The 22,618-nt window shown below is 62.9% G+C and carries 22 protein-coding genes; 19 read left to right on the top strand and 3 right to left on the bottom strand.

Going from position 1 to position 22,618, the window contains the following annotated elements; all coding sequences use genetic code 11:
* Positions 1-443 precede the first annotated feature (443 nt).
* The 7 genes from CQ14_RS12385 to CQ14_RS12355 all read left to right on the top strand — a co-directional run bounded on the left by CQ14_RS12385 (position 444) and on the right by CQ14_RS12355 (position 6,900).
* On the top strand, positions 444-1,151 hold the full coding sequence (locus CQ14_RS12385; RefSeq protein ID WP_057858161.1) for a TetR/AcrR family transcriptional regulator: 708 nt from the start codon (positions 444-446) through the stop codon (positions 1,149-1,151).
* Positions 1,148-1,933, top strand: coding sequence for an HlyD family secretion protein (locus CQ14_RS12380; protein ID WP_057858160.1), 786 nt, complete (start codon positions 1,148-1,150; stop codon positions 1,931-1,933). Before CQ14_RS12385 ends, CQ14_RS12380 begins: the two co-directional genes overlap by 4 nt.
* Positions 1,930-2,874: an ABC transporter ATP-binding protein gene (locus tag CQ14_RS12375; protein ID WP_057858159.1), complete on the top strand. Its 945-nt coding sequence runs from the start codon at positions 1,930-1,932 to the stop codon at positions 2,872-2,874. The genes CQ14_RS12380 and CQ14_RS12375 overlap by 4 nt, the downstream gene beginning before the upstream one ends.
* Positions 2,871-4,037: an ABC transporter permease gene (locus tag CQ14_RS12370; protein ID WP_057858158.1), complete on the top strand. Its 1,167-nt coding sequence runs from the start codon at positions 2,871-2,873 to the stop codon at positions 4,035-4,037. Before CQ14_RS12375 ends, CQ14_RS12370 begins: the two co-directional genes overlap by 4 nt.
* A gap of 211 nt (positions 4,038-4,248) precedes the next feature.
* Positions 4,249-5,556: an adenylate/guanylate cyclase domain-containing protein gene (locus CQ14_RS12365; RefSeq protein ID WP_057858157.1), complete on the top strand. Its 1,308-nt coding sequence runs from the start codon at positions 4,249-4,251 to the stop codon at positions 5,554-5,556.
* A gap of 29 nt (positions 5,557-5,585) precedes the next feature.
* On the top strand, positions 5,586-5,969 hold the full coding sequence (locus CQ14_RS12360; RefSeq protein ID WP_057858156.1) for a hypothetical protein: 384 nt from the start codon (positions 5,586-5,588) through the stop codon (positions 5,967-5,969).
* Positions 5,970-5,985: 16 nt separating this feature from the next.
* Positions 5,986-6,900 carry a PhzF family phenazine biosynthesis protein gene (locus CQ14_RS12355; protein ID WP_057858155.1) on the top strand — a complete coding sequence of 305 codons (915 nt, stop codon included), beginning with the start codon at positions 5,986-5,988 and terminating at the stop codon, positions 6,898-6,900.
* A gap of 86 nt (positions 6,901-6,986) precedes the next feature.
* On the opposite strand, the gene CQ14_RS12350 is transcribed toward CQ14_RS12355, so the two are convergent.
* Positions 6,987-7,451 carry a DUF488 domain-containing protein gene (locus CQ14_RS12350; protein ID WP_057858154.1) on the bottom strand — a complete coding sequence of 155 codons (465 nt, stop codon included), beginning with the start codon at positions 7,449-7,451 and terminating at the stop codon, positions 6,987-6,989.
* Between the two features lie 140 nt (positions 7,452-7,591).
* Here CQ14_RS12350 and CQ14_RS12345 point away from each other — a divergent pair, with 140 nt between their 5' ends.
* Positions 7,592-8,563 carry a Bug family tripartite tricarboxylate transporter substrate binding protein gene (locus tag CQ14_RS12345; RefSeq protein ID WP_057858153.1) on the top strand — a complete coding sequence of 324 codons (972 nt, stop codon included), beginning with the start codon at positions 7,592-7,594 and terminating at the stop codon, positions 8,561-8,563.
* 4 nt (positions 8,564-8,567) lie between these two features.
* Here CQ14_RS12345 and CQ14_RS12340 read toward each other — a convergent pair whose 3' ends face one another.
* Positions 8,568-9,395 (bottom strand): DUF72 domain-containing protein, encoded by an 828-nt coding sequence (locus tag CQ14_RS12340; RefSeq protein ID WP_057858152.1) that lies wholly within the window; start codon positions 9,393-9,395, stop codon positions 8,568-8,570.
* Positions 9,396-9,728: 333 nt separating this feature from the next.
* Between CQ14_RS12340 and CQ14_RS12335 the strand changes: the two genes are divergently transcribed.
* The 8 genes from CQ14_RS12335 to CQ14_RS44610 all read left to right on the top strand — a co-directional run bounded on the left by CQ14_RS12335 (position 9,729) and on the right by CQ14_RS44610 (position 18,534).
* Positions 9,729-10,451 (top strand): Crp/Fnr family transcriptional regulator, encoded by a 723-nt coding sequence (locus CQ14_RS12335; RefSeq protein WP_245320317.1) that lies wholly within the window; start codon positions 9,729-9,731, stop codon positions 10,449-10,451.
* Positions 10,452-10,976: 525 nt separating this feature from the next.
* Positions 10,977-12,413, top strand: a complete 1,437-nt coding sequence (locus CQ14_RS12330; RefSeq protein WP_057858150.1) for an ABC transporter substrate-binding protein — start codon at positions 10,977-10,979, stop codon at positions 12,411-12,413.
* A gap of 51 nt (positions 12,414-12,464) precedes the next feature.
* The gene (locus CQ14_RS12325) at positions 12,465-13,433 is read left to right on the top strand and encodes an ABC transporter permease (protein WP_082649833.1); all 969 of its coding nucleotides are present in this window, start codon (positions 12,465-12,467) and stop codon (positions 13,431-13,433) included.
* Entirely contained in the window at positions 13,430-14,302 is an 873-nt protein-coding gene (locus tag CQ14_RS12320; protein WP_057858148.1) for an ABC transporter ATP-binding protein, read from the top strand. The genes CQ14_RS12325 and CQ14_RS12320 overlap by 4 nt, the downstream gene beginning before the upstream one ends.
* A gap of 125 nt (positions 14,303-14,427) precedes the next feature.
* Complete coding sequence (locus CQ14_RS12315; RefSeq protein WP_057858147.1) at positions 14,428-15,795, top strand: arylsulfatase; 1,368 nt, start codon at positions 14,428-14,430, stop codon at positions 15,793-15,795.
* A gap of 6 nt (positions 15,796-15,801) precedes the next feature.
* Positions 15,802-16,806: a formylglycine-generating enzyme family protein gene (locus tag CQ14_RS12310; RefSeq protein WP_488230444.1), complete on the top strand. Its 1,005-nt coding sequence runs from the start codon at positions 15,802-15,804 to the stop codon at positions 16,804-16,806.
* Positions 16,807-16,855: 49 nt separating this feature from the next.
* Positions 16,856-18,364: a SulP family inorganic anion transporter gene (locus CQ14_RS12305; protein ID WP_057858146.1), complete on the top strand. Its 1,509-nt coding sequence runs from the start codon at positions 16,856-16,858 to the stop codon at positions 18,362-18,364.
* 32 nt (positions 18,365-18,396) lie between these two features.
* Positions 18,397-18,534, top strand: coding sequence for a hypothetical protein (locus CQ14_RS44610; RefSeq protein WP_199805514.1), 138 nt, complete (start codon positions 18,397-18,399; stop codon positions 18,532-18,534).
* A 98-nt stretch (positions 18,535-18,632) separates the two neighbouring features.
* Here CQ14_RS44610 and CQ14_RS12300 read toward each other — a convergent pair whose 3' ends face one another.
* A complete protein-coding gene (locus CQ14_RS12300) occupies positions 18,633-19,256 on the bottom strand; it encodes a phasin family protein (protein WP_156434923.1) in 624 nt (207 codons plus the stop codon).
* A 206-nt stretch (positions 19,257-19,462) separates the two neighbouring features.
* Here CQ14_RS12300 and CQ14_RS12295 point away from each other — a divergent pair, with 206 nt between their 5' ends.
* The 3 genes from CQ14_RS12295 (at position 19,463) to CQ14_RS12285 (ending at position 22,552) form a co-directional block, all read left to right on the top strand.
* Complete coding sequence (locus tag CQ14_RS12295; protein ID WP_057858144.1) at positions 19,463-19,663, top strand: hypothetical protein; 201 nt, start codon at positions 19,463-19,465, stop codon at positions 19,661-19,663.
* A 251-nt stretch (positions 19,664-19,914) separates the two neighbouring features.
* Positions 19,915-21,045, top strand: a complete 1,131-nt coding sequence (locus tag CQ14_RS12290) for a glycosyltransferase (RefSeq protein WP_057858202.1) — start codon at positions 19,915-19,917, stop codon at positions 21,043-21,045.
* A gap of 7 nt (positions 21,046-21,052) precedes the next feature.
* Positions 21,053-22,552 (top strand): glycosyltransferase family 39 protein, encoded by a 1,500-nt coding sequence (locus tag CQ14_RS12285; protein WP_057858143.1) that lies wholly within the window; start codon positions 21,053-21,055, stop codon positions 22,550-22,552.
* The last annotated feature ends 66 nt before the right edge of the window (positions 22,553-22,618 follow it).

Here is a 22,618-nt window from a genome sequence, read left to right as displayed (position 1 = left end):
CTCACATTGCACACGAGACCGCGGGTGCGGCGAGCACCCGGCATTCCCTGCACCCTCGTTGTCGAGGGGAGAGGAACATCGGATGCAAACCTCGGGCGAGTCACGCCGCGAGAACGCGAAGTCATATTCAGTCGTCATCACCCGCGAATGCGGATGATCCAGTATCCCAGAGACAGCAGTGATGGAATCGAGAAGCCGCAGCGTACTGGTTCCCCCGCCTTCGCGGGGGATGACGGTTGCTGTGGGCTTCAGCTTCGCTGTGCTCGCAATGACGGGGAAGGGCCACCCCACATCCGCGGCATATGAGGCTCCCTCGGCGGCACGCAAAATCATCCGGAACGGCGGGGCGACCGGGGGGATCTCCCGTCCTCACTCACGCCCATGTGAAAGGCCGTTTCCGGATCCAGATTGACAATGACTGACCAGTCAGTCATAAACAGCACATGACAAAAGAAGCTGCCAAAACCGCCAGGAAACCGGCCCCGAAGCCCACCAACCGTCGCGCCGGGGCGAGGGCGTCCGCGTCCTCGAAACCGCTGCCTCCATCCAACCGCGCCGAGCGCGCCGCCGAGCGGCGCGGGGCGATCATCGAGGCGGCGATGGACGAGTTCATTGCGCGCGGATTTGCGGCAACGCGGCTCGACGACATTGCCAAGCGCGCCGGCGTCGCCAAGGGAACGATCTACCTGCACTTCAAGGACAAGGAATCGATGTTCGAGGAACTGATCCGCACCGCCATCGTGCCGATGATCACTCGTCTTTGGGGCACGCCCCCTCGGCCCGGGGCGTCGGTACGCGACATGGTGGAGGGCTTTGCCAAAACCTTCATCGAGGAGGTGGCGACCACGCGGCGCGGCGACCTCGTGCGCCTGATCGTCGCCGAGGGACCGCGATTTCCCGAAGTGGCTGACTTTTATTACCGCGAAGTGGTGTCGCGAGGCCTCGCCGGCATGCGCGCGCTGATCGAGCTTGGCATCGCGCGCGGCGAGATCAAACAGAAAAACCTGGCGCAGTTTCCGCAAATCATGGTGGCGCCCGCGCTCATCGCCGTGATCTGGCAGAGCCTTTTCAGCAGACATGCGCCACTGGACGCCCTCGAAATGTTTCGGGTGCATCTCGATCTGATTTTTGGCGAACGGAGGACGACATGACCTCGTCGCGAATGACGACAATTCTGGCCGCGCTGGCGCTCGTTGCCGTGCTCGCAGGCTGCAAGGAACGCAAAGACCCGGGATTCCAGGGCTGGGTGGAAGCCGACATGATCTTCGTCAGCCCCGACGAAAGCGGACGCGTGACCAAGCTCAACGTGCGCGAGGGTGATGAGGTCAAGCCCGGCGATCCCCTCTATTCGGTCGACGACGATCTGCAGCAGGCCGAACTTTACCAGAACAACGCCACGCTCGCGAATGCCCAGCAGTCCTACGATCGCGCGGCCTCGCTGAGCAAGACCGGCTCGGGTACGCAGGCCAATTACGATTCCGCGCTTTCGGCGTTGCGCGTGGCCGAAGCCCGCGTCAACACCTCGCAGACACGGCTGGCGCGGCGCAAAGGTTTTGCGCCGGTCGGCGGCACCATCCAGCAGATCTACTTCCGCGAAGGCGAGATGGTGCCGGCGCAGCGGCCGGTGCTGTCGATCATGCCGCCCGGCAACATGAAGCTGCGCTTCTTCGTGCCGGAGACAGAACTGCCTAAGCTTGCGATCGGCGACGAGGTCAGGGTGACCTGCGACAATTGCGCGGCCGATCTCACCGCAAAGATCTATTTCATCGCGACGACGGCGGAATACACCCCGCCGGTCATCTACAGCCTCGATGAACGCAACAAGCTGGTCTACCTGATCCAGGCGCGGCCGAGCCGGCCCGACGTGCTGCGTGTCGGCCAGCCGATCAGCGTGTTCCTCAATCCCCGGACACCGGTGGCGGAAAAGCGATGAGCTCGGTTTCGACATCGGCGCCTGATATCGCCATCAACGTCGAAGGCCTGTCAAAATCGTTCGGCGGCCGCGAGGTCGTGCATGATCTCTCGATGCAGGTGAAGCGCGGCTCGATCTACGGCTTCCTTGGGCCCAACGGCTCCGGCAAGACCACCACCATCCGCATGCTGTGCGGGCTATTGACGCCGGATGCCGGCGAGGGCACCTGCCTCGGCTACGACATTCGCCGCGACGCCGACAAGATCAAGCGCCAGGTCGGTTACATGACGCAGCGCTTCAGCCTGTATCAGGATCTCTCCGTGCGCGAGAACCTCGAATTCGTCGCACGACTTTACGGCTTGCGCGATGCGCGGGCTGCGGCGCGCGACATGATCCAGCGGATCGGCCTGAATGGCCGCGAGGAGCAGCTTGCCGGCGAGCTTTCCGGCGGCTGGAAGCAGCGGCTGGCGCTCGGCGCCTGCACGCTGCCCAATCCGCAATTGCTGCTGCTGGACGAGCCGACCGCCGGCGTCGATCCCAAGGCGCGGCGCGATTTCTGGAACGAGATCCATGCGCTCGCCGCCGAAGGCCTGACGGTGCTGGTCTCCACCCATTACATGGACGAGGCCGAGCGCTGTCACGAGATCGCCTATATCGCCTATGGCCATCTGCTGGCGCACGGCACGGTGGACGAGGTGATCGCGAAATCGGCGCTATCGACCTGGACGGTCTCCGGCGACGACCTAAACGGCCTTGCCGCCGAGCTTACCGGCAAGCCGGGCGTCGACATGGTGGCGCCGTTCGGCACCAGCCTGCACGTCTCCGGGCGTGACAAGGCCGCGCTCGAAGCGACGATTGCTCCTTATCGCGACAGGAAGGGATGGCGCTGGGAGGACAGTGAACCGTCGCTGGAAGACGTGTTTATCGATCTCATGAACCGCTCAAAGGATAATTTCCAATGAGTGCTACCGAAATCGCTGGCCAGAATCGCGACGTGCCGGAGCCGCGTTTCGGCTTCTGGCGGCGCAGCTATGCGATGCTGGTCAAGGAATTCATCCAGCTCCGCCGCGACCGCGTCTCGTTCGCGATGATCGTGATGATCCCGGTGATGCAGCTGTTGCTGTTCGGCTATGCCATCAACACCACGCCGCGTCATCTGCCGACGGCGGTGCTGATCCAGGAAGACAGCGACCTGGCGCGCTCGGTGCTGAAGGCAATGGAGAATACCAGCTATTTCCGCTTTACCCGTGAGGTGCACAGCGTCGCCGAATTCGACGACCTGTTGCAGTCCGGCAAGGTGCTGTTCGGGGTCGAGATCCCGCGTGGCTTCGAGCGGGCGGTGCGGCGCGGCGATCGCCCGGCGCTATTGGTCGCCGCCGACGCGACCGATCCGGTCGCGGCAGGATCAGCGCTCGGCTCCCTCGGCGCCTTGGTGCAGACCGCGCTGGCGCACGACCTCCACATCGGCGATCCGCCCGAGATGCCGTTCGAGATCAGGGCGCATGCCCGCTACAATCCGGCGGCCGAGTCGCGGCTCAACATCGTGCCGGGCCTGGTCGGCACTATCCTGACCATGACCATGCTGATCTTCACCGCGCTGTCGGTGACGCGCGAGATCGAGCGTGGCACGATGGAGAGCCTGCTGTCGATGCCGATCCGGCCGGTGGAGGTAATGTTCGGCAAAATCATTCCTTACGTGATCGTCGGCTTCATCCAGGCCTCGCTGATCGTGAGCATCGGGGTCCTCTTGTTCGGGGTGCCGATCCTCGGCAGCGTGGTGCTGCTGGCGGCGCTGACGACGCTGTTCATCACTACCAATCTCTCGATTGGTTATACCTTCTCGACCATCGTGCAGAACCAGTTGCAGGCGATGCAGATGTCGATGATGTTCTTCCTGCCCAGCATTCTCCTGTCCGGATTCATGTTTCCGTTCGCGGGCATGCCGGTGTGGGCGCAGTATCTCGGCGAGGCCCTGCCGCTGACCCATTACATTCGCATCGTCCGCGCCATCATGCTGAAGGGCGCAGCGCCTTCCAATCTGCAATACGACACGATTGCACTCATTGCACTGATGCTGGTGGCGATGACGATCGCCGTAACGCGCTTCCGTCGCACGCTGGATTGAGGGTATAAATGCCTGCAGCAACAGTCAGCGGAGACGTGTCGCCACGTCATTGCCTGCAACAAACGCGAAGCGTTTGTGCAAGGGAGCGAAGCGACGAAGCAATCCATTTCTCCGCTTGTGGCGCCATGGATTGCTTCGCTTCGCTCGCAATGACGGTTGAGGCAGACACGCTTTGAGCGCGATGGACGGAAAGCTGGCAACAGGTGAGGTAATGGCAGGGTTCTGGGGCAAGGCGAAGAGCGACCAAGACACCGGCGTCTCCGCCGACTTCCAGCGCGCGCTGACGCGGGAAGTGATGGCGACCGAGCTGCTGCGCATCAAGGCGCTGATTGGAACGACCTTGGCGTTGTCCGTGATTCTCTGGACCGTATACTTCCTCGCACCCGAGAAGGTGAGCCAGGTCTGGCACGGCAATCTCAAGCCGCACTATCTCTATTCGGTTATGGTACCGTTCATCCTGTTCGAGCTCTGGGTGCACGGGGCGATCAGCCGGCACATGCGAGAGGGGCGTGATCTGCCCTTGTTCCGGCGCTACCTCGGCGCGCTGATCGAAACCTCGATGCCAACGGTTGCGCTGGCGCTGCACATCAACAGCATGGGCTCGGTGGCCGCGCTCGGCTTCGTGGTCCCGATGACCTATTTCATCTTCATCATCCTCTCCACGCTGCGGCTGGACTTCTGGCTCTCCACATTCACCGGCTTCGTCGCCGCGGCGCAGCTACTGGCGATGGCGATATTCTATCATCCGGATCCCGGTCAGGAGGTAAACGTCTTCTATCACGCCGCGCGTAGCCTGATTCTCTTGATTGGCGGCGTGCTCGCAGGCGCGGTCGGGCACCAGTTACGGCGGCAGTTCGAAAAGAGCATCATGGCGGCGACCGCGCGCGACCGCATCACCAACCTGTTCGGCCAGCATGTCTCGCCGCAGGTGGTCGAGCGGCTGATGGCCGAAGGCACCAAGACTGACAGCGACATCCGCCGCGTTGCCGTCATGTTCGTCGATTTCCGCAGCTTCACCGCCGGCGCACGCTCCCGTTCGCCGCAGGAGGTCGTGGACCGGCTCGACGGCGCCTTTGCCATCCTGGTCGACATCCTCGATCGCCACGGCGGCATCGTGAACAAGTTTCTGGGCGACGGATTTCTGGCGCTGTTCGGCGCGCCGCTGGAAGCGCCGGACCCGGCGCATCGCGCGGTCGCCGCGGCGCGCGAGATGCTCGAAGCCAATGCGCAGGTCAACGAAGCCACGAGCTGGCCGCTGCGCATCGGCATCGGTATTCACCTCGGCGAAGTCGTTGCCGGCAATATCGGCTCGCCGCGGCGCAAGGAATACACCGTGATCGGCGACACCGTGAATTTTGCCTCGCGGTTAGAGGCGCTCAACAAGGATTTCAATTCACAATTCCTCATCTCCGAAGCGGTTCGCGATGCGCTCGGCGAAGCCTGCGGCGATGCCGTGTCGCTCGGCGAGGTCGAGGTCAGGGGCTATGAGCGGCCGATGGCCGTGTGGCGATTGGGATAGGGGCTTGCCCCGAGCATTTAGGAATTCGCATGTCATCCAACGACAAGTCGGTTACCCAGTTTCTCAACGTTGATCTCGACATTCGTGTGCAGGGCGGATTGGAGACGCTCCTCGACGCCATGGGATCTTCCGTGGTCGTGTTGAACCAAGCTGCACAAACTGCGTCTGTAGAGCTGAATGCGTACGACTTATCGCTTGAGGAGGCCGCTGCAAGGCTCGCTGAGTTGGTCAATTCGTTGTCGCCCGAAGCGAGGACGATTTGGGGACAGTGCGAGTTGCGAAGTCTCAACATCGGCATCCTGGCAGGCGTTGAACCGCATTCGTCCGAATTTGCTATCTCGAAGGAGACCGTGTCGGCGATCGCCGATGCCGGGCTTGAAGTCGTCGTCACGGTTTATGCCCCACGTAATTGAGCATCAGGAGCAGCATATGCAGCGCCGTTACATCACTGTCGACGTTTTCACCGATCGCGCCTTCGGCGGCAATCCGCTCGGCGTGGTGCTCGATGCCGGCGGGCTGTCGACCGAACAGATGCAGGCAATCGCCAGAGAGTTCAATTATTCGGAGACGACGTTCGTGCTGCCGCCGCGCGAGCCCGGCCATGACGCCGAGGTTCGCATCTTCACCGTGAACCGCGAGATCCCGTTCGCCGGCCATCCCAATGTCGGCACCGCCTTCGTGCTGGCGACGCTGGCGGAAAAACCGCCGGCGCGGCTGTTGTTCGAGGAAAAGGCCGGCCTCGTGCCGGTCGAGGTCGTGACCGAACAGGGCAAGATCGTCAGCACCGAATTCACCGCGCCGCAGCCGTTGAAGCGGATGTCGCAGGTCAGCGCCGAACAGGCAGCAGCTCTGCTTACATTGTCGGCGAGCGACGTGAGAACCGACCGGCATCCGCCGCAGGTCATCTCAGTTGGACTGTCGTTCATCGCGGTCGAGCTCGCCTCGCGCGAAGCGCTGCGGCGCGCCAGGCCAGATGCGGCGGCGTTCGCAAACACCTTCCCGTGCGACGGCAGCGATGCGGTCTACTTCTACACGCGTGATGTGCCAGACGGTGAAAGGTCGTGCGACTTGCAGGCGCGCATGTTCCACCCCGGTGCCAGCGGGCTGTCAGAAGATCCCGCAACCGGCAGCGCGACGGCGGCTGCCGCGGCGCTGCTCGCCGACCTCGATGACATCAGGGATGGCGAACTGAAATTGCGGATCGGGCAGGGCGTCGACATGGGCAGGCCGAGCCTGTTGCTGACCCGCGTCCGCAAGCAGAATGGTGCCATCGCGTCCATTCACGTCGGCGGCAGCAGCGTGAAGATGATGGAAGGAACGTTCCACCTGAAGGGCGCGGAGTGAGCTTCGGAGCCCGGATGAGCGCAGCGACATCCGGGGCCGGTGTCCGAGTTGTCCCGGATGTCGCTCCGCTCATCCGGGCTACGGCTTCACACCTGCGGCGCGGCCAGATTCTCCACCTTCACGCCGTCGCGGTCCTCGATGATCTCGGCGATCCATTGCCGGTGACAATGCGCATGGTCGCGCTCGTAGCAGAGAATGCACACCGGCCCCGACTTCCGCACCAACGCTGATAACTCGTCGAGTTCCTCCTTCGCCTGCGCCGTCTTCAGGTGCGCGGCATAGATCTTGTGCAAGAGACCGAACTTGCCGCTGCGTGCGGCCTCACGGCCGGACTTCGGCGTGCCAAGTCCCTTCAGGTGAAGATAGGAAATGCCGCGCTCGTCGAGGCCGGCCGCGAGCTGATTCTTGGAAAAGCCCGGCCGCCGCGACGCCGCCACCGCGCGCACATCCACCAGAAGCTTGACGCCTGCGGCTTCCAGCTCGTCGAGCACCGCCTTCGCCGGCGTCTGCTCATAGCCGATGGTGAAGAGGCGTTTTGTCCTGCGGGCCATATCGATCCAGACATTATGTCGCTGGCACAAGGCTACGGTAATGGCCGTTCGATGGCTACATCCGCGTTGCCCATAGGGACGGCATACCGCATAGTTGCGGCAAAGAGCCAGTCGATGGCCACTGCCACAGGGGGAACGTGATGAACCGAATTTGCCGCTCGCTGACGTGGATGCTCGCGTTCCTCGTATTGGGCATTGCGGCAGCGCACGCCCAAGGCGGCTATCCCGATCGTCCCGTCAAAATCATCGTCCCGATTGGGCCCGGCGGCAGCTACGATCTGGTCGGGCGGCAGTTGGCGGACGCGCTGTCGAAGCGGATGGGGCAGGCCTTCGTCGTCGAGAACAAGCCGGGCGCCGGCACCGTCGTCGGCACGCAGGCCGCCAGCCAGAGCGATCCGGACGGCTATACGCTTGTTGTCGGCGGGCTCTCCAACATGGCGTTCAATTCGGCGCTGTATTCCAAGCTCGCCTACGATCCGCGCAAGGATTTCGTGCCGGTCGCCCTGATCTACAAGTTCGGCTACGTCATGGTCGGCCGCAAGGATCTGCCGCATGGCAAGCTGGCGGACATCGTTGCGGCCGCAAAGGCCAACCCGGGCTCGATCTCGGTGGCGACGGCCGGCGTCGGCACCGGCCAGCATCTGGTCGCAGCCGCGTTCATGAAGGCCGCGGGCGTCAAATTTCAGGAAATACCCTACAAGGGTTCGCCGCCGGCCTTCACCGATCTGCTCGCGGGCCGCATCGACCTGTTTTTCGATTCGAACGCGGCCGGGCTTCCCTACGTTCAGTCGGGCCAGGCGAAGGGCATCGCGCTGCTGTCGTCGAAGCGCAGTCCGCTGGCGCCCGATGTGCCGACCATGTCGGAAGCTGGCGTATCCGGCCTCGATGTCGATTCCTGGCTCGGGATCTTCGCGCCCGCCAAGACGCCGCCGGACGTGATCGCAAAGCTGCGACGGGAAATCCGCGCGTCGCTGCCCGAACTCAAGGACCGCTTCGAGAAGAGCGGCGGCGAGGTGTGGGATCTGCCGGATGACAAGGTCGACGCCTTTGTCGCCTCCGAATACGAGAGCTGGACCAAGCTGATCCGCGAAGCCGGCATCAAGCTCGATTGAAGGATTACTTCACCCGCTCGATCAATTCCATCGCACCAGCCGGCGCGCGCACCTTGCCCTCGTGGATCACGTAGGCAAACACATCGCGCGGCGCCTTCGCAGGCTTGGCGGCCTTGTCGACCCGCGGCAGATCGTCCGGCTCGCCGCCGGCAGCCCAGGCCTGGAAGCGCTTGGCCCAGGCGTCGAGCTGTTTCGGTGGATAGCAGGTCTTGAGTTCGTCATTGCCCTTCTGCAGCCGCGCATAGACGAAGTCGCTGACGACGTCGGCGATCGCGGGATATTTGCCGTGCTCGGCGAACACCACCGGCGTTTCGAACTCGCGCAGCAAGGCGACGAATTCCGGCACGCAGAAACTGTCGTGCCGCACCTCGACCACATGGCGCAGCGCGCGTCCCTCGAGTTTGCGTGGCAACAGTTCGAGGAACTTGCCGAAATCGGCACCGTCGAATTTTTTGGTCGGCGCGAACTGCCAGAGCACCGGGCCGAGCCGGTCGCCCAGCTCCAGCACGCCGGAATCGTAGAAGCGTTTGACGGAATCGCCGGCTTCCGCCAGCACGCGGCGGTTGGTCGCGAAGCGCGGTCCCTTCAATGAGAACACGAATCCGTCGGGCACCTCACGCGCCCATTTGCGAAAACTCTCCGGCTTCTGCGAGCCGTAATAGGTGCCGTTGATCTCGATCGAGGTCAGCTTCGAGGCGGCATAGGACAGCTCCTTCGCCTGCGCGAGCTTCTCGGGATAAAACACCCCGCGCCACGGCTCGAAGGTCCAGCCGCCGATGCCGATATAGATGCTGCCGCTGTTTTTCGCGGTCGATTTCGCTGGCTTGCTCACGGGAGGGCTCGTCGGAAAATGAGGGGGAGGGCTCCGGGCGATGTTAACCAAAACGGCCCTGATTGGCCAGTTTGTCGCAGTGGATAGCACGGCCTTGGAAATGCGGGATGGTCACCGTGTGCGACGGCCCGTTCTATGGACATGGGAGTTCCTTCGGCGGAGAATTGGCGTGCCTCTTGCAAAGCTTGCGGGGGCCGGAGCGGGTGCTCCATCGACGCAGCATAGGATGTAGGTTTGGCTTCGAGCGGATCAATGATGAGCAAGCACCACCCGTCGCAATCCACGTCCACTATCGGCAAGGCCGGTGCACCGCCGCAGTTCGGCGCGCTGCTGATGACGGACAGCGGCGCGCAGCGGAGCGGGCCGCCATATCTGTTCCATGGACTGACCGAAACCGAAATCGCGCACGTGCTGGGTTCGGGAAAGCGCAGGGTGCTGTACCGCGGCGCGCAACTGTTCAGCCAGGGCAGCCCGCAGGACGGCATCTACCTGATCGAAAGCGGACGCATCAAGGTATTCTACACAGCGCCGTCGGGACGCGAGATCACCCTGGCGTATTGGCATTCCGGAAATTTTGTCGGCGGTCCCGAAGTGTTCAAGCAGGGCCTGCATGTCTGGTCGGGCGTGGCGGCTGTGAACAGCACGGTGCTGCATTTGCCGGGCGATGTGCTGCGACGGATGGTGATGACGATTCCGGCGCTCGCGATCGGGATCATCGAGGGGCTCAGCTTCAAGGGACAATGCTATTCGGCGCTGGCGCAGATGCTGGGCACGCGTTCACCGACCGAAAGGCTGGCGCAGCTCCTGCTGCATCTGATGAATCTGTACGGCGTGGAAGAGCGCGACGGGACGTTGATTGCCGCATCATTCACCCATGCCGACCTCGCGCACATGACGGGCGTGACGCGCCAGTCCGTCACCATCAGCCTCAAGAAGTTCACTGAGCTCGGAATCCTCGCCGCGCACGGCTCCAACCTCGTGATCAAGAACGCGGACATGCTGGGCGAAATCCGGGATGGCAAGCTCGCGAAGACCACAGCCTCGGACGAAGCCTGAGGATCGACGGCACGGTCCGCTTCATGCATGCGGCACGCGTCGATGGCTTGACGATTCCATGCCTGGGAGCGGTCGTTGGCCGGCATTGGCTGGCTAATTTATAGCCACCGCGCTCATCCGATAGCCAAATCGGACGGCATTCCTGTCCATTAATTGAGCATCGGGATATTTCTTCGCAATACGTTGCTGGTTCGACGCGATCGTCGTTTCGGATTCAAAGGCCGCCGTTCAGAGTTTGCGTACCGGACGTCTCAAGCGTCCCGGATGGAAGCAAACGAGTTCACGGCAAATGACGTCTATCCCCTTCATTTTCCATGTCGTTCGCGAACCGGGCCATCGCGCGCCGGATGCGCCGCAGGCCGTCGGCAGGCTTCCCCATGGCATGTCGCTTGCACCATCAGACCATCAAGCCAGTCCACCTGCTCAGCGCCGAGCAACTCAGCCGCCTTTCGTCATGGTCGCCGGGGCGTCTCGCTTGGGCATTGCACAAAATCCAGCACAGTTCGGTTTGAAAGGATTTGTCTAATGAGCGTCGGCCCTGCGTCCAAACTCTCTGGCTTGCTTCCCTTGCTTGTCGCCGCAACCGTCGGGTTCGTGCCTGTGTCTGTTAACGCGGAGGTTCTCGAGATCGGCATCGGCACGCAGAACACGACGACCAATACCGTGACCGGCGGCGTTGTTCTGAAGGAGCTCGGCCTGCTCGAGAAGCACCTGCCGAAGACCGGCAAGTACAAGGACATTCAATACAAGCTGAGCTGGCAGAACGCGACGTCGGGCCCGCCGATCACCAACGGCATGATGGCCAACAATATCCAGATCGGCATGATGGGCGATTATCCGCTGATGGTGAATGGCGCCACCGGGCAGGCCACCAAGAACGAAACGCAGCTCGTTGCCATCATCGCCTACAATGCGGTGGGTGGCGGCAACGGCATCGTCGTCCACAAGGACTCGCCGTTCTATGAACTCGCCGACCTCAAGGGCAAGAACGTGTCGGTGCCGTTCGGCTCAGCCGCCCACGGCATGATGCTCACTTCGCTGCAGAAGCGTGGCCTGCCGCCGGACTTCTGGAGTCTGGTGTCGCAATCGCCGGAAGTCGGCACCACCAATCTCCAGGAAAAGCGTATCGATGCGCATGGCGACTTCGTGCCGTTTGCCGAACTGCTGCCGTTTAAGGGTTTCGCCCGCAAGATCTATGACGGCGCCGAGACCAAGACGCCGACATTCCATGGCGTCGTCGTGCGCAAGGATTTCGGCGAAAAATATCCGGAGATCGTGGTCGCCTACATCAATGCCTTGATGGAGGCGAACGACTGGATGCGCAAGAATCCCAAGCTCGCCGCCGAGAAGATCGAGGAGTGGACCAAGATCAACAAGGAAGTGGTCTACATCTTCCTCGGCCCGGGTGGCGTGCACACGCTCGATCCGACCGTCAAGCCGCAGTGGATCGAAGCGATCGGCGCGAATTATGCGATCCTGCAGAAGCTGAACATGATCAAGGAGCTCAATATCAGCGCCTGGGTCAACGACAAATATGTCCGGCAGGCCTTCAAGGAGCAGGGGCTCGACTACGACAAGCAGCTTGCCTCGTTCGCTACCTATAACGTGACCGGATCCGATCCGATCTGCAACGCGCCTGTCAACGATCCCAGGAAGACCGGGGAGATCTGGATCCAGGGCGGCGACATCGTCGCGCTCAGCTCGCCGATCTGCACGCTGCTGGGCGTCAAGAAGTACGGCGCCGAAGGCAAGAAGTTCAACGCGGTCTATCTGGTCGATCATCAGCTCGGCATCAAGGTGTTCGCCGACGCCGCGTTCTATTCGGTCGGCGGCAATGACCCGAAGAAGCCGGACGTGGTGCCGTTCCTGCTCAAGAAGGACGCGGAAGAATATGCGTCCAAGCAGGGGGCCAAGCTCGCGACCTATTCCGAAGTGCTGAGCGCGATCAACGTCGGACAATAAACGGGTGGTCCCATGGGCAGCATGGCAAGTGCGAAGGTTGTAATTCTCCCGATGATCGACAAGCAAACCGACCGCGAGCCGGCGGCGGTGAAGCCTTCCGCCACGCAAGGCGTGGCGGCTGTGCCTTCGGCTAATACGCCCGCGCCGGCTGCGGCGGAAATTCCGATGCCGGAGCCGGAGCAAATCCCGACCGTTTCACTGACCAAGTTGTTGCGGCGCCTGCTGGCGCAGATCACCCGGGAGCGGATCATCACGGCCGGGCTTGCATGCGTTTCGCTCGGGGCCTTGTTCCTGTTCTGGTATCTCGGGACCAAATATCGCCTCGAATTCTACATCCGCTTCAAGAATGTTCCGACGCCCTATGAGGTGTTTCAGCAACTGACGCAGGTCGGGCTGTCGAACAAATATCTGGTCAATATCGCCATCAGCGTCCGCCGCATCCTGACGGGATTCTTCATCGCCATCGCGATCGGCGTTCCGCTTGGGCTGGCGATCGGCAAATATCAGCGGGTGCGCGACCTGTTCATGCCGGTGGTCGAGGTATTGCGGCCGATCCCGGCGATCGCCTGGGTGCCGATGTCGATCATGTTGTGGCCGAACAACGAGGCCAGCATCGTCTTCATCACCTTCATTGGCGCGTTCTTCCCGATCCTGCTCAACACCATCCACGGCGTGCATTCGCTGGACGGCGTCTTGATCCGGGCCGCGCGGTGCCTCGGCGCCAGTGAATTCCGCCTGTTCCTGAACGTGATCCTGCCGGGCTCACTGCCGCACATCTTCACCGGGCTCGCCGTCGGCATGGGCGTGGCGTGGGTATCGCTGATCGCGGCCGAGATGATCTCGGGCCAGTTCGGCGTCGGCTATTTCACCTGGGAGGCCTATTCGCTGGTCGACTATCCCGCGATCGTGCTCGGCATGATCACGATCGGTTTCCTCGGCCTGGCCTGCAGCGGCATCATCCGCATGGTCGGCAATCTCCTGATGCCCTGGCTGGCATTCGCACCTGGAGGCAAGCGATGACGATGGCAATGGCAGAGGCCCAGAAAGGCTTCATCGACGTTCGCAACATGGGCGTGACGTTCGGCGCCAACGACAACAAGGTCGTCGCCGTCGAGAGTGTGTCGCTCAATGTTCAGCCCGGCGAGTTCGTTTCGCTGATCGGACCGTCCGGCTGCGGCAAGTCGACCTTGCTGAGCATCGTCGCCGGCTTCGTCAAGCCGACCAGCGGTGAGGCGAAGCTCGACGGCAAGGCGATCACCAGGCCGGGTTCGGATCGCGGCGTCGTGTTCCAGCAATATTCGCTGTTTCCCTGGCTCTCAGTCCGCAAGAACGTCGAGTTCGGCCTGAAGATGGCCGGTGTCGACCAAAGCAAGCGCAACACGACCGCGCGTGCTCTCCTTGATCTCGCAGGCCTGCTCTCGTTCGAGAACCATTATCCGGATCAGCTCTCCGGCGGCATGAAGCAGCGTATCGGAATCGTCCGCGCGCTGGCGACGAGTCCTCAAGTGCTGCTGATGGACGAGCCGTTCGGTGCGCTCGACACGCAAACCCGCGTCGTGATGCAGGAGATCCTCACCAACATCTGGCAGCAGTTCAAGATCTCGGTGCTGTTCATCACGCACGACATCGAGGAATCGATTTTCCTCTCCGACCGCATCTACGTCATGACGGCGCGGCCGGGTCGCATCAAGGCGGAAATCAAGGTGCCGCTGCCGCGTCCGCGCAAGGCCGAGATGACCGACACGCCGGAATTCATGAACCTAGTGCAGGAGCTCAAGGGCCTGATCCGCGAGGAATCGCTGGCGGCCATGGCTCCCGAGATCAAGGATCGAGGCCTTTCAGGCTTTGGAATGAAAGTGGGACCGAAAGGAGTAGGCGAAATCTTCTGACACAGTTTTGAACGTCGCGGCCGGACAGGCGCGAAATACCAATCAACTTCACCAACCAAGGAGAGACGCGAACAGGCGTGCGCGTCAACGATGACTCGCGCCTTCCGTCAGAATCGGAGAATTCAATGGCAAGGAAACCCAACATACTGTTTTTTCACGTCGACAACCTCGGCATGGGCGAGCTCGGCTGTTACGGCGGCGGCATTTTGCGCGGCGCCGATACCAAGCGCATGGATAGCTTCGCCAAGCAAGGCGTCAAGCTGACGCATTACGTCGTCGAGCCGCAGTGCACGCCGACGCGTTCGGCGCTGATGACCGGCCGTTTCCCGATCCGCTCGGGTAACCACACCATCGCGCTCGGCGGCAATGGCGGCGGCATCGTCAAGTGGGAGCGTACCATCGGGTCGATCCTCTCCGAAGCCGGCTACGCCACCTCGATCTACGGCAAGTGGCACATCGGCGCCGAGGACGGCCGCTTCCCGACCGATCACGGTTTCGACGAATGGTACGGACCCCTGCGTACCTACGACGAATGCATGTGGCTGACCGACCCGCATTATGTCGCGGAGCGCGACGGCTTCTCGCATATGCATGAGGGCGTCAAGGGCAAGGGCGCATGGCCGCTCAAGGACGAGCAGCTCACCATGGAGACCAAGAAGACCTGCGACCTCGAGTACCAGAAGCGCGCCATCAAGTTCATGGAGAAGGCGGTCCAGGCAGAGAAGCCGTTCTACTGCTACTTCAACCACTCGCTGATGCACTTCCCGATGAGTCCGCGCGACGAATTCGTCGGCAAGAGCACCAATGGCGACTGGGGCGACTGCCTGTTGATGCTCGACCACGATTTCGGCGTCCTGCTCGACAAGCTCGATGAACTCGGCGTGGCCGACAACACCATCGTCGTGATGTGCGGCGACAACGGCGCCGAGGATCATCTCGCCGGCCGGGGCACCGGCGGCTTCTTCGACGGCTCCTACTTCAGTTCGGCCGAGGGCGGCATCCGTACGCCGCTGCTGATCCGCTGGCCGGGCCGCATTCCGGCGGGAATCGAAAGCAACGAGATGGTGCACGTCACCGATATGTTCACCACGCTGTTATCGATGACCGGCTGCAAGGCGCCGGCCGACCGGCTGATCGACGGTGTCGACCAGAGCCCGTTCTTCCTCGGCAAGCAGCAGAACTCCAACCGCGAGTCCTGCATCGTCTGGCTGAAGGACGAACTGCATGCCGTGAAGTGGAAGGACTTCAAGATCAACTTCAAGCGCCAGCAGCATTTCCACGACCCGGAGCTGCCGCTCGGCTTTGCCCGCATCACGCATCTGCAGGAAGACCCGAAGGAGCGTGAAGCCGTCAACCAACGCTATGTCCGCTGGTGGGTGATGCAGCACGCCCAGCGCGTTATCAGGGAATTCGAGGAGAGCGCCAAGAAGGAGCAACTGATTCCACCGGGAGCGCCGCTCGACTTCGTGCCCAAACAGCACGAAAAGGCGTAGGTCACGATGACTGCACCGACGAGAGCGGAAACGATCGTGCTGGGTGCAGCCGGCCATCGCCGGGGGGAGGGCTGCTGTGCTCTCTCCGGCAAGGCCGCGGCGGGCAATGCGCCTGCTGCCGTCAACCCGGAATCCATGAACTGGATTCCGGGCGGCGGCTTCCTGATGGGCTCCAACAGCTTCTATCGGGAGGAACGCCCGGTCCGTCCGGTCTTCGTCGAGGGCTTCTGGATGGACATCTATCCGGTCACCAACGGTGAATTCCGAAAGTTCGTCGAGGCCACCGGATACGTGACTTATTCCGAGCGGCCGCCGAATCCGGCGCTGTATCCTGACGCCGTTCCGGCGCTGCTCGTGCCGGGCTCGTTGGTGTTCGTCAAACCGGATCGGCCGGTCAGTCTGCGCAACAATCTCGCCTGGTGGGAATACCGCCCCGGCGCGGACTGGCGGCATCCCGAGGGACCTGGCAGTTCGATTGCCGGACGTGACGATCATCCGGTCGTGCACGTCGCCTATGAGGATGCGCTTGCCTACGCCGCGTGGTGCGGCAAGGAATTGCCGACCGAAGCGGAATGGGAATTCGCCGCCCGCGGTGGCCTTGAAGGCAAGGCCTACCCGTGGGGTGATGCCGCCAATCCCGAAGGCCGCTTCCTGGCCAACACCTGGCAGGGCCGCTTCCCCCACGAAAATCTCGCCGAGGATGGATATGAGGGGACGTCACCGGTCGACGCGTTTCCGGCCAATGGCTACGGCCTGTTCGACATGGTCGGCAACGTCTGGGAATGGACGTCGACTCCCTATGACACCGCGCCGGATCAGCCGCCGCAATCCTGCTGCCACCCGAACGCCGGCGATGACCGATCCACGCGTCGCGTGGTGAAGGGCGGCTCGCATCTCTGCGCACCCAACTACTGCCTGCGCTATCGGCCGTCGGCCCGTCAGGGGGAAACGGTCGATTCCTCCACCTGTCACATCGGTTTCCGCTGCATCGTGCGCAAACCGCCAGGCTGACGAGCCTGCCGCGAGTTTCCAACGTGCAGCCAATATCGGGATAAGCTTTATGCAAGTCGCCAGCTCCGCCGCCACACAATCCGAGTTCGAGGACTCGCCATCGATCCTTGCGGTGCTCCGTGCGCCGAACCTTTTCGTCCGGGAATCGCTCGCTGGTGTCATCACGGCACTCGCCCTGATCCCCGAGGTGATTTCATTTTCGTTCGTCTCGGGCGTCGACCCTAAGGTGGCGCTGGTCGCCTCGATCGTGCTGTGCCTCGTGATGTCGGTTCTCGGCGGCCGGCCCGCCATGGTCACGGCCGCGGCCGGTTCGATTGCGCTGGTGATCGGACCGATGGTGAAGATGCATGGCGTCGGCTACATCCTGCCGACGATCCTGCTGGCGGGTATCATCCAGATCGCGTTCGGCCTTGCCGGATTGGCGCGGCTGATGCGCTTCATCCCGCGCTCGGTGATGATCGGCTTCGTCAACGCGCTTGGTATCCTGATCTTCACCGCGCAATTGCCTCACGTCTTCAACGTTCCCTGGCTGGTCTACCCCTTGTTCGCACTGACGATCGCCATCGTCCTCGTGATGCCGCGGATAACAACGGCGGTGCCGGCGCCGCTGGTCGCGATCATCGTGGTGACCGCGATCGTGATCATGGGGCACCTGGCGGTTCCCAATGTCGGCGGCGAGGGCGCCATGGCGCCGGGGCTACCGGGCATCACCGCGTTGGCGGTGCCGCTCGATCTCAATACGCTCCGCATCATCTGGCCGACCGCCATCAGCGTCGCCTTTGTCGGGCTGCTGGAGACGCTGTTGACGGCCAAGCTGGTCGACGATCTCACCGACACGCGTTCGCACAAGGGCAAGGAATCCTGGGCGCTCGGGGTGGCCAATATCGCCGCCGGCTTCTATGGCGGCATCGGCGGCTGCGCGATGATCGCCCAGACCATCGTCAACGTGAAGATCGGGCAGGGCTGTACCCGCATTTCGACGGCGGTCGCCGCCATCGTGCTGCTGGTGCTGGTGACCGGCCTTAGCGAGCTGATGGCGCAGATACCGATGGTTGCGCTCGCGGCTGTCATGATGATCGCGGCGCTCAAGACCATCGATTGGCATAGCGTCAGGCCGGCCACCTTCAAGCGCATGCCGCTCCCGGAGACATCGGTCATGGTGACGACGGTCGTGGTGACGGTCGTCACCGGCAACCTTGCAGTCGGCATCGCGGTCGGCGTGCTGCTGGCCATGGTGTTGTTCGCGCGGCGTGTCGCCCATGTCATCCGCGCCGAGCGCTCCGTGAGCGCGGACGGCGCATCGGTCCGCTACAGCGTCCATGGGCCGTTGTTTTTCGGAAGCAGCAACGACCTCGTGGAGCGCTTCTCCTATGGCGAGGACCCCAAGCGCGTCCTGATCGATCTCACCCATTCCCAGATCTGGGATGCGTCGAGCGTCGCCGCGCTGGATTCGATCGAGACCAAATACCGCGAGCACGGCGCCACCGTCACCTTCACCGGGCTCGACCAGCGCAGTTCCTCGTTTCACCAGCGGCTGACCGGCCAACTTGGCGCGTGAATTGCAAGATCGCAGGACGAAAGGATCAATCGATGGCCATCCTTCACTGGATATCGACCTTCACCCGCAAGATCATGCGGACCTGGGCCGGCCGTTACCGGCCGGAGCGGCACTATATGCGCGGGGCAGGGCCGGCGTCGAAACGAAGCCGGAGCCAGGGCGCCGGCTGAAACGCGCGATCCTTTGGACGTGATCCCTCGAAAAAAGGCTCCGGAAAACCGGAGCCTTTTACTTCCACCCATTCACCCCAAACAGTTCGCGCGATGCTCTAGGACTTGCCGCGTGTTTCCGGCGCCTTGCCCACGAAGCCCTGAAATGGCTGAAAGGTCTGCTTGGCGAGCTTGCTGTGGAGTTCGCAGATCCTCTGCGACTCGGCCACGGAGTTCTCGTAAGCCCGCTTCACAAATTCGCTTTGAACCGTCATCGCCTTGTCGAGTGAGCGAACGCTGCTGAGCTGTTCGACAAAGGACCCGAATTCCTCAAGCGATTTCCGGGTGTAGTCGCGATAGGCGTTGGCGATGGTCTGCAGGCTCACGGGCGCGGGCTCCGCCGCCGACTCGACCGGCGCGGGCCGAACCGGCACGGACTCGACCGGTGCAGGCTCGATCGACGCAACCTCGGCCGGCGCCGGCTCGACCGGCGAGGGGGCCGGCTGCAACTCGGGCGCGGCGACGGCTTCAACCGGGGTGTCGACCGCCGGCTGATCCAGCTTCGGGCTCTCCGCGTGAACCGGCTCCGGCTGCAACTGATGATCCTGATCCGGGCTTTGCAATTCAACCGGCGCCGGGCTCGCTGTCGGGCTCGCCTGGGCAGCGGCCTTCTTGCCCTTTTCTCCCTTCCGGTTGCGCCGTCCGGATTTCCCGGCCGGTTTGCCCTGATCTGTATTCGACATCTTCATCCCCTATTCCCTGTCAAATCAAAGGTCGAGACTCTGCCATGTTTGCGATCTAATAGCGGTTCTTGCTTGTCAGTTAAACGGCACTGGCGTGGTGAGATTTTGAAAGGCCCCCGTTTTCTCGATGGCCGACCTCAGGGCCTATTCCGCCGTGCGCTTGTTCCATGATATCTGTTCCCGGTCAGGTGAGGGGATAGCTAAGTATGAATTCGCAGTCCGTCGCGGGTCTCTTGGGAGCCATCGTCGCCTCGATCGTGATGGTGGTTGCGATCGCCTATGGGCCGATCGGCCAGTTCGGAAAGCCCGCCAAGCCGGCCAGCATCCAGCAACCGACGCCGGTGCAGGTGCAGCCGGTTCCGGGGCCGGCCCCGCGCGGGCCGGTGATTCGGGAAGTGCCGAACTAGGAGAGGCGGGACCTGCCCCTTGCGGAACGCTGCCGGCGTTCCCATATGGCTTCTAACGGCGACGTTGACGCTCCAAGGCTCCGGCGCTGGGACGACCATGAATAGTTTGGCTGCGCCGGATGTACGCGCGCCCTCTGTTCGTGGTCGTTGGCATTTTAGGCGCTTTTTTAAGGCCGTTTTCCCCTATTGAATGACGGTTCCGGAACCCCCGCCTTGGCATGTCGGGCGGCTGCGGATATACGCTGGCGGCCATGAATCAAGCCATCAAACCGGCCCCCGAATCGCCGCTGCAGGCCGGTTTGCCTGAGCTTTCGGTCGTTGTTCCGACCTTCAACGAACGCGACAATGTCACCGTGCTGTACCGGCGGCTGGAAGCCACGCTGGCCGGCATCTCCTGGGAAGTGGTGTTTGTCGACGACAATTCCCCCGACGGGACCTGGGAAGTGGTGCGGGGGCTGGCGCGGAAGGATTCCCGCGTCCGCTGTATCCGCCGGATCGGGCGACGCGGACTGTCGGGTGCCTGCATCGAGGGCATTTTGGCCTCAAGCGCACCCTATGCGGCGGTAATCGATGCCGATCTGCAGCACGATGAAACGCAATTGCCGAAGATGGTCGCGCTCTTGCGGAGCGGTGAGGCGGAACTCGTGGTCGGCAGCCGCTATATCGAGGGCGGCAGCGCCGACAGTTTCAACACGAAGCGGGCAGGGGCCAGCCAGCTTGCGACCGAGGTCGCCAAGCGCACGCTGAAGGTCGAGGTTGCCGATCCCATGAGCGGCTTCTTCATGATCCGCCGCGACCGCTTCGAGCAACTGGCGCCGCAGCTCTCGACCCAGGGCTTCAAGATCCTGCTCGACATCGTCGCGACCGCGCAAGGCAAGCTGCGCACGATCGAAATTCCCTACACATTCGGTTCGCGCCAGCACGGCGAGAGCAAGCTCGATTCCATGGTCGCGCTGGACTTCCTCGGCCTGGTGCTGGCGAAGCTGACCCATGATGTGGTGTCGCTGCGCTTCATCCTGTTCGCGATGGTCGGAGGCACCGGCCTTGTCGTGCATCTGGTGGCGCTGTTTATTGCGCATGAGATCTTCAGGGAGCCGTTCGCGGAGGCGCAGGCCGCCGGCGCGCTGGTCGCCATGACCAGCAATTTCATCCTGAACAATTTCCTCACCTATCGCGACCAGCGGCTGAAGGGATTTGCCATCCTGCGCGGCCTGCTGCTGTTCTATCTGGTTTGTGGTGTCGGACTGCTCGCCAATGTCGGCGTCGCGTTCGCGGTCTTCGACCAGGAACCGATCTGGTGGCTTGCGGGGCTTGCAGGCGCGCTGATGGGCGTGGTCTGGAACTACGCCATGTCCGGACTGTTCGTCTGGCGCAAGCGATGATCGGAAGATGACCTCGAACGAGGCGCGGGTTGCCCGGAATACGGGCCTTGCGATCCTGGCGCTGGTGGCATTGCGCCTGATCGCGGCGGCGTTCACGCCGATCACCTTCGACGAAGCCTATTACTGGATGTGGTCGAAGCATCTGGCCGGCGGCTATTACGATCACCCGCCGATGGCCGCCGTGGTGATCCGGCTCGGCACGCTGATCGCCGGCGATACCGAGCTCGGCGTGCGGCTGGTTTCGATCCTGCTGGCGCTGCCGATGAGCTGGGCGATTTACCAGGCCGCCGCCATCCTGTTCGGCAGCCGTCGCGTCGCGGCCTCGTCGGCTATCTTGCTGAACGTCACGCTGATGGCCGCGGTCGGTACCATGATCGTGACGCCGGACGCGCCGCTGCTGGTGGCTTCCAGCCTCTTGCTGTTTGCGCTCGCCAAGGTGCTGCAGACCGGCCGCGGCGTGTGGTGGCTGGCGGTCGGCGCCGCCGCCGGCTGCGCGCTGCTGTCGAAATACACCGCGCTGTTCTTCGGACCGGCGATCCTGATCTGGTTGATCGCCGTTCCCAAATTGCGGCACTGGCTGATCTCGCCCTGGCTTTATCTCGGCGGGCTTGTCGCGCTGCTGCTGTTTGCGCCCGTGATCCTCTGGAACGCCGAGCACCATTGGGTGTCCTTCATCAAGCAGATGGGGCGGGCGAAGATCGAGGATTTCCGCCCCGTTTACATCGCCGAACTGATCCCGACGCAGATCGCGTTCGCGACGCCGCTGGTGTGGATGCTCGGCGCGATGGGGCTCTACGCGCTGCTCCGCCGTCGGGCCGGCGCGCTGCCAGCGCGCGCGCTGGTCAATACGATGTTCTGGATCATCGTCGCCTATTTCGTCTGGCATTCGCTGCATGCGCGCGTCGAGGCCAACTGGTTTGCGCCGGTCTATCCGGCATTTGCCATCGCCGCGGCGGTCGCCGCGCATCTGGTCGAGTGGCAGCCGCGCTGGCAGCGCCTGGTCGATTTCTGCCGCCGCTGGGCGGCGCCGGGCGGCGTCCTGATGTTCGTGCTGCTGGTCGTGCAGGCCGATACCGGCCTGCTGTCGGGCTATCGCCGCGATGCCACCGTGCGCAGCGTCGGCATCGGCTGGCGCGAAACGGCCGATGCCATCGAGGCGGTGAGGGCGCGAACGGGGGCCACCTGCGTGCTGGCGTCGGATTACGGCACCACCGGCTGGCTCGCCTTCCATCTGCCGAAGGGTACTTGCGTCGCGCAGCAGAACCAGCGCATCCGCTGGGTCAACATGCCCGAGCCCGATGCGGGCCAGCTCGCAGGCCCGCTGCTCTATGTCCGCGAGATCTGGCCGGGGGATCCGCCGCTAGCGGACATGTTCGCCAGTGTCGAGAAGGTCGGCGAGGTCGAGCGCAAGCGTGGGCCGCTTCTGATCGAAACCTATGCGCTCCATCTCCTGCGCGGGCCGAAGGGCGAGGTGTTCGACCGCACGCCGCCGCCGGAACTGCAATAGCGGCGCGGCCAGTCACTCGGCGGCGTCGGGATGCGTGCGTCGATGCATGGCGGAACGTTCGTTCTG

It is taken from the genome of Bradyrhizobium lablabi, from assembly GCF_001440475.1.
Lineage (GTDB): Bacteria > Pseudomonadota > Alphaproteobacteria > Rhizobiales > Xanthobacteraceae > Bradyrhizobium > Bradyrhizobium lablabi.
Note: the sequence above shows the minus strand (reverse complement) of the source record. Positions and strands in the feature narration are given on the sequence as shown.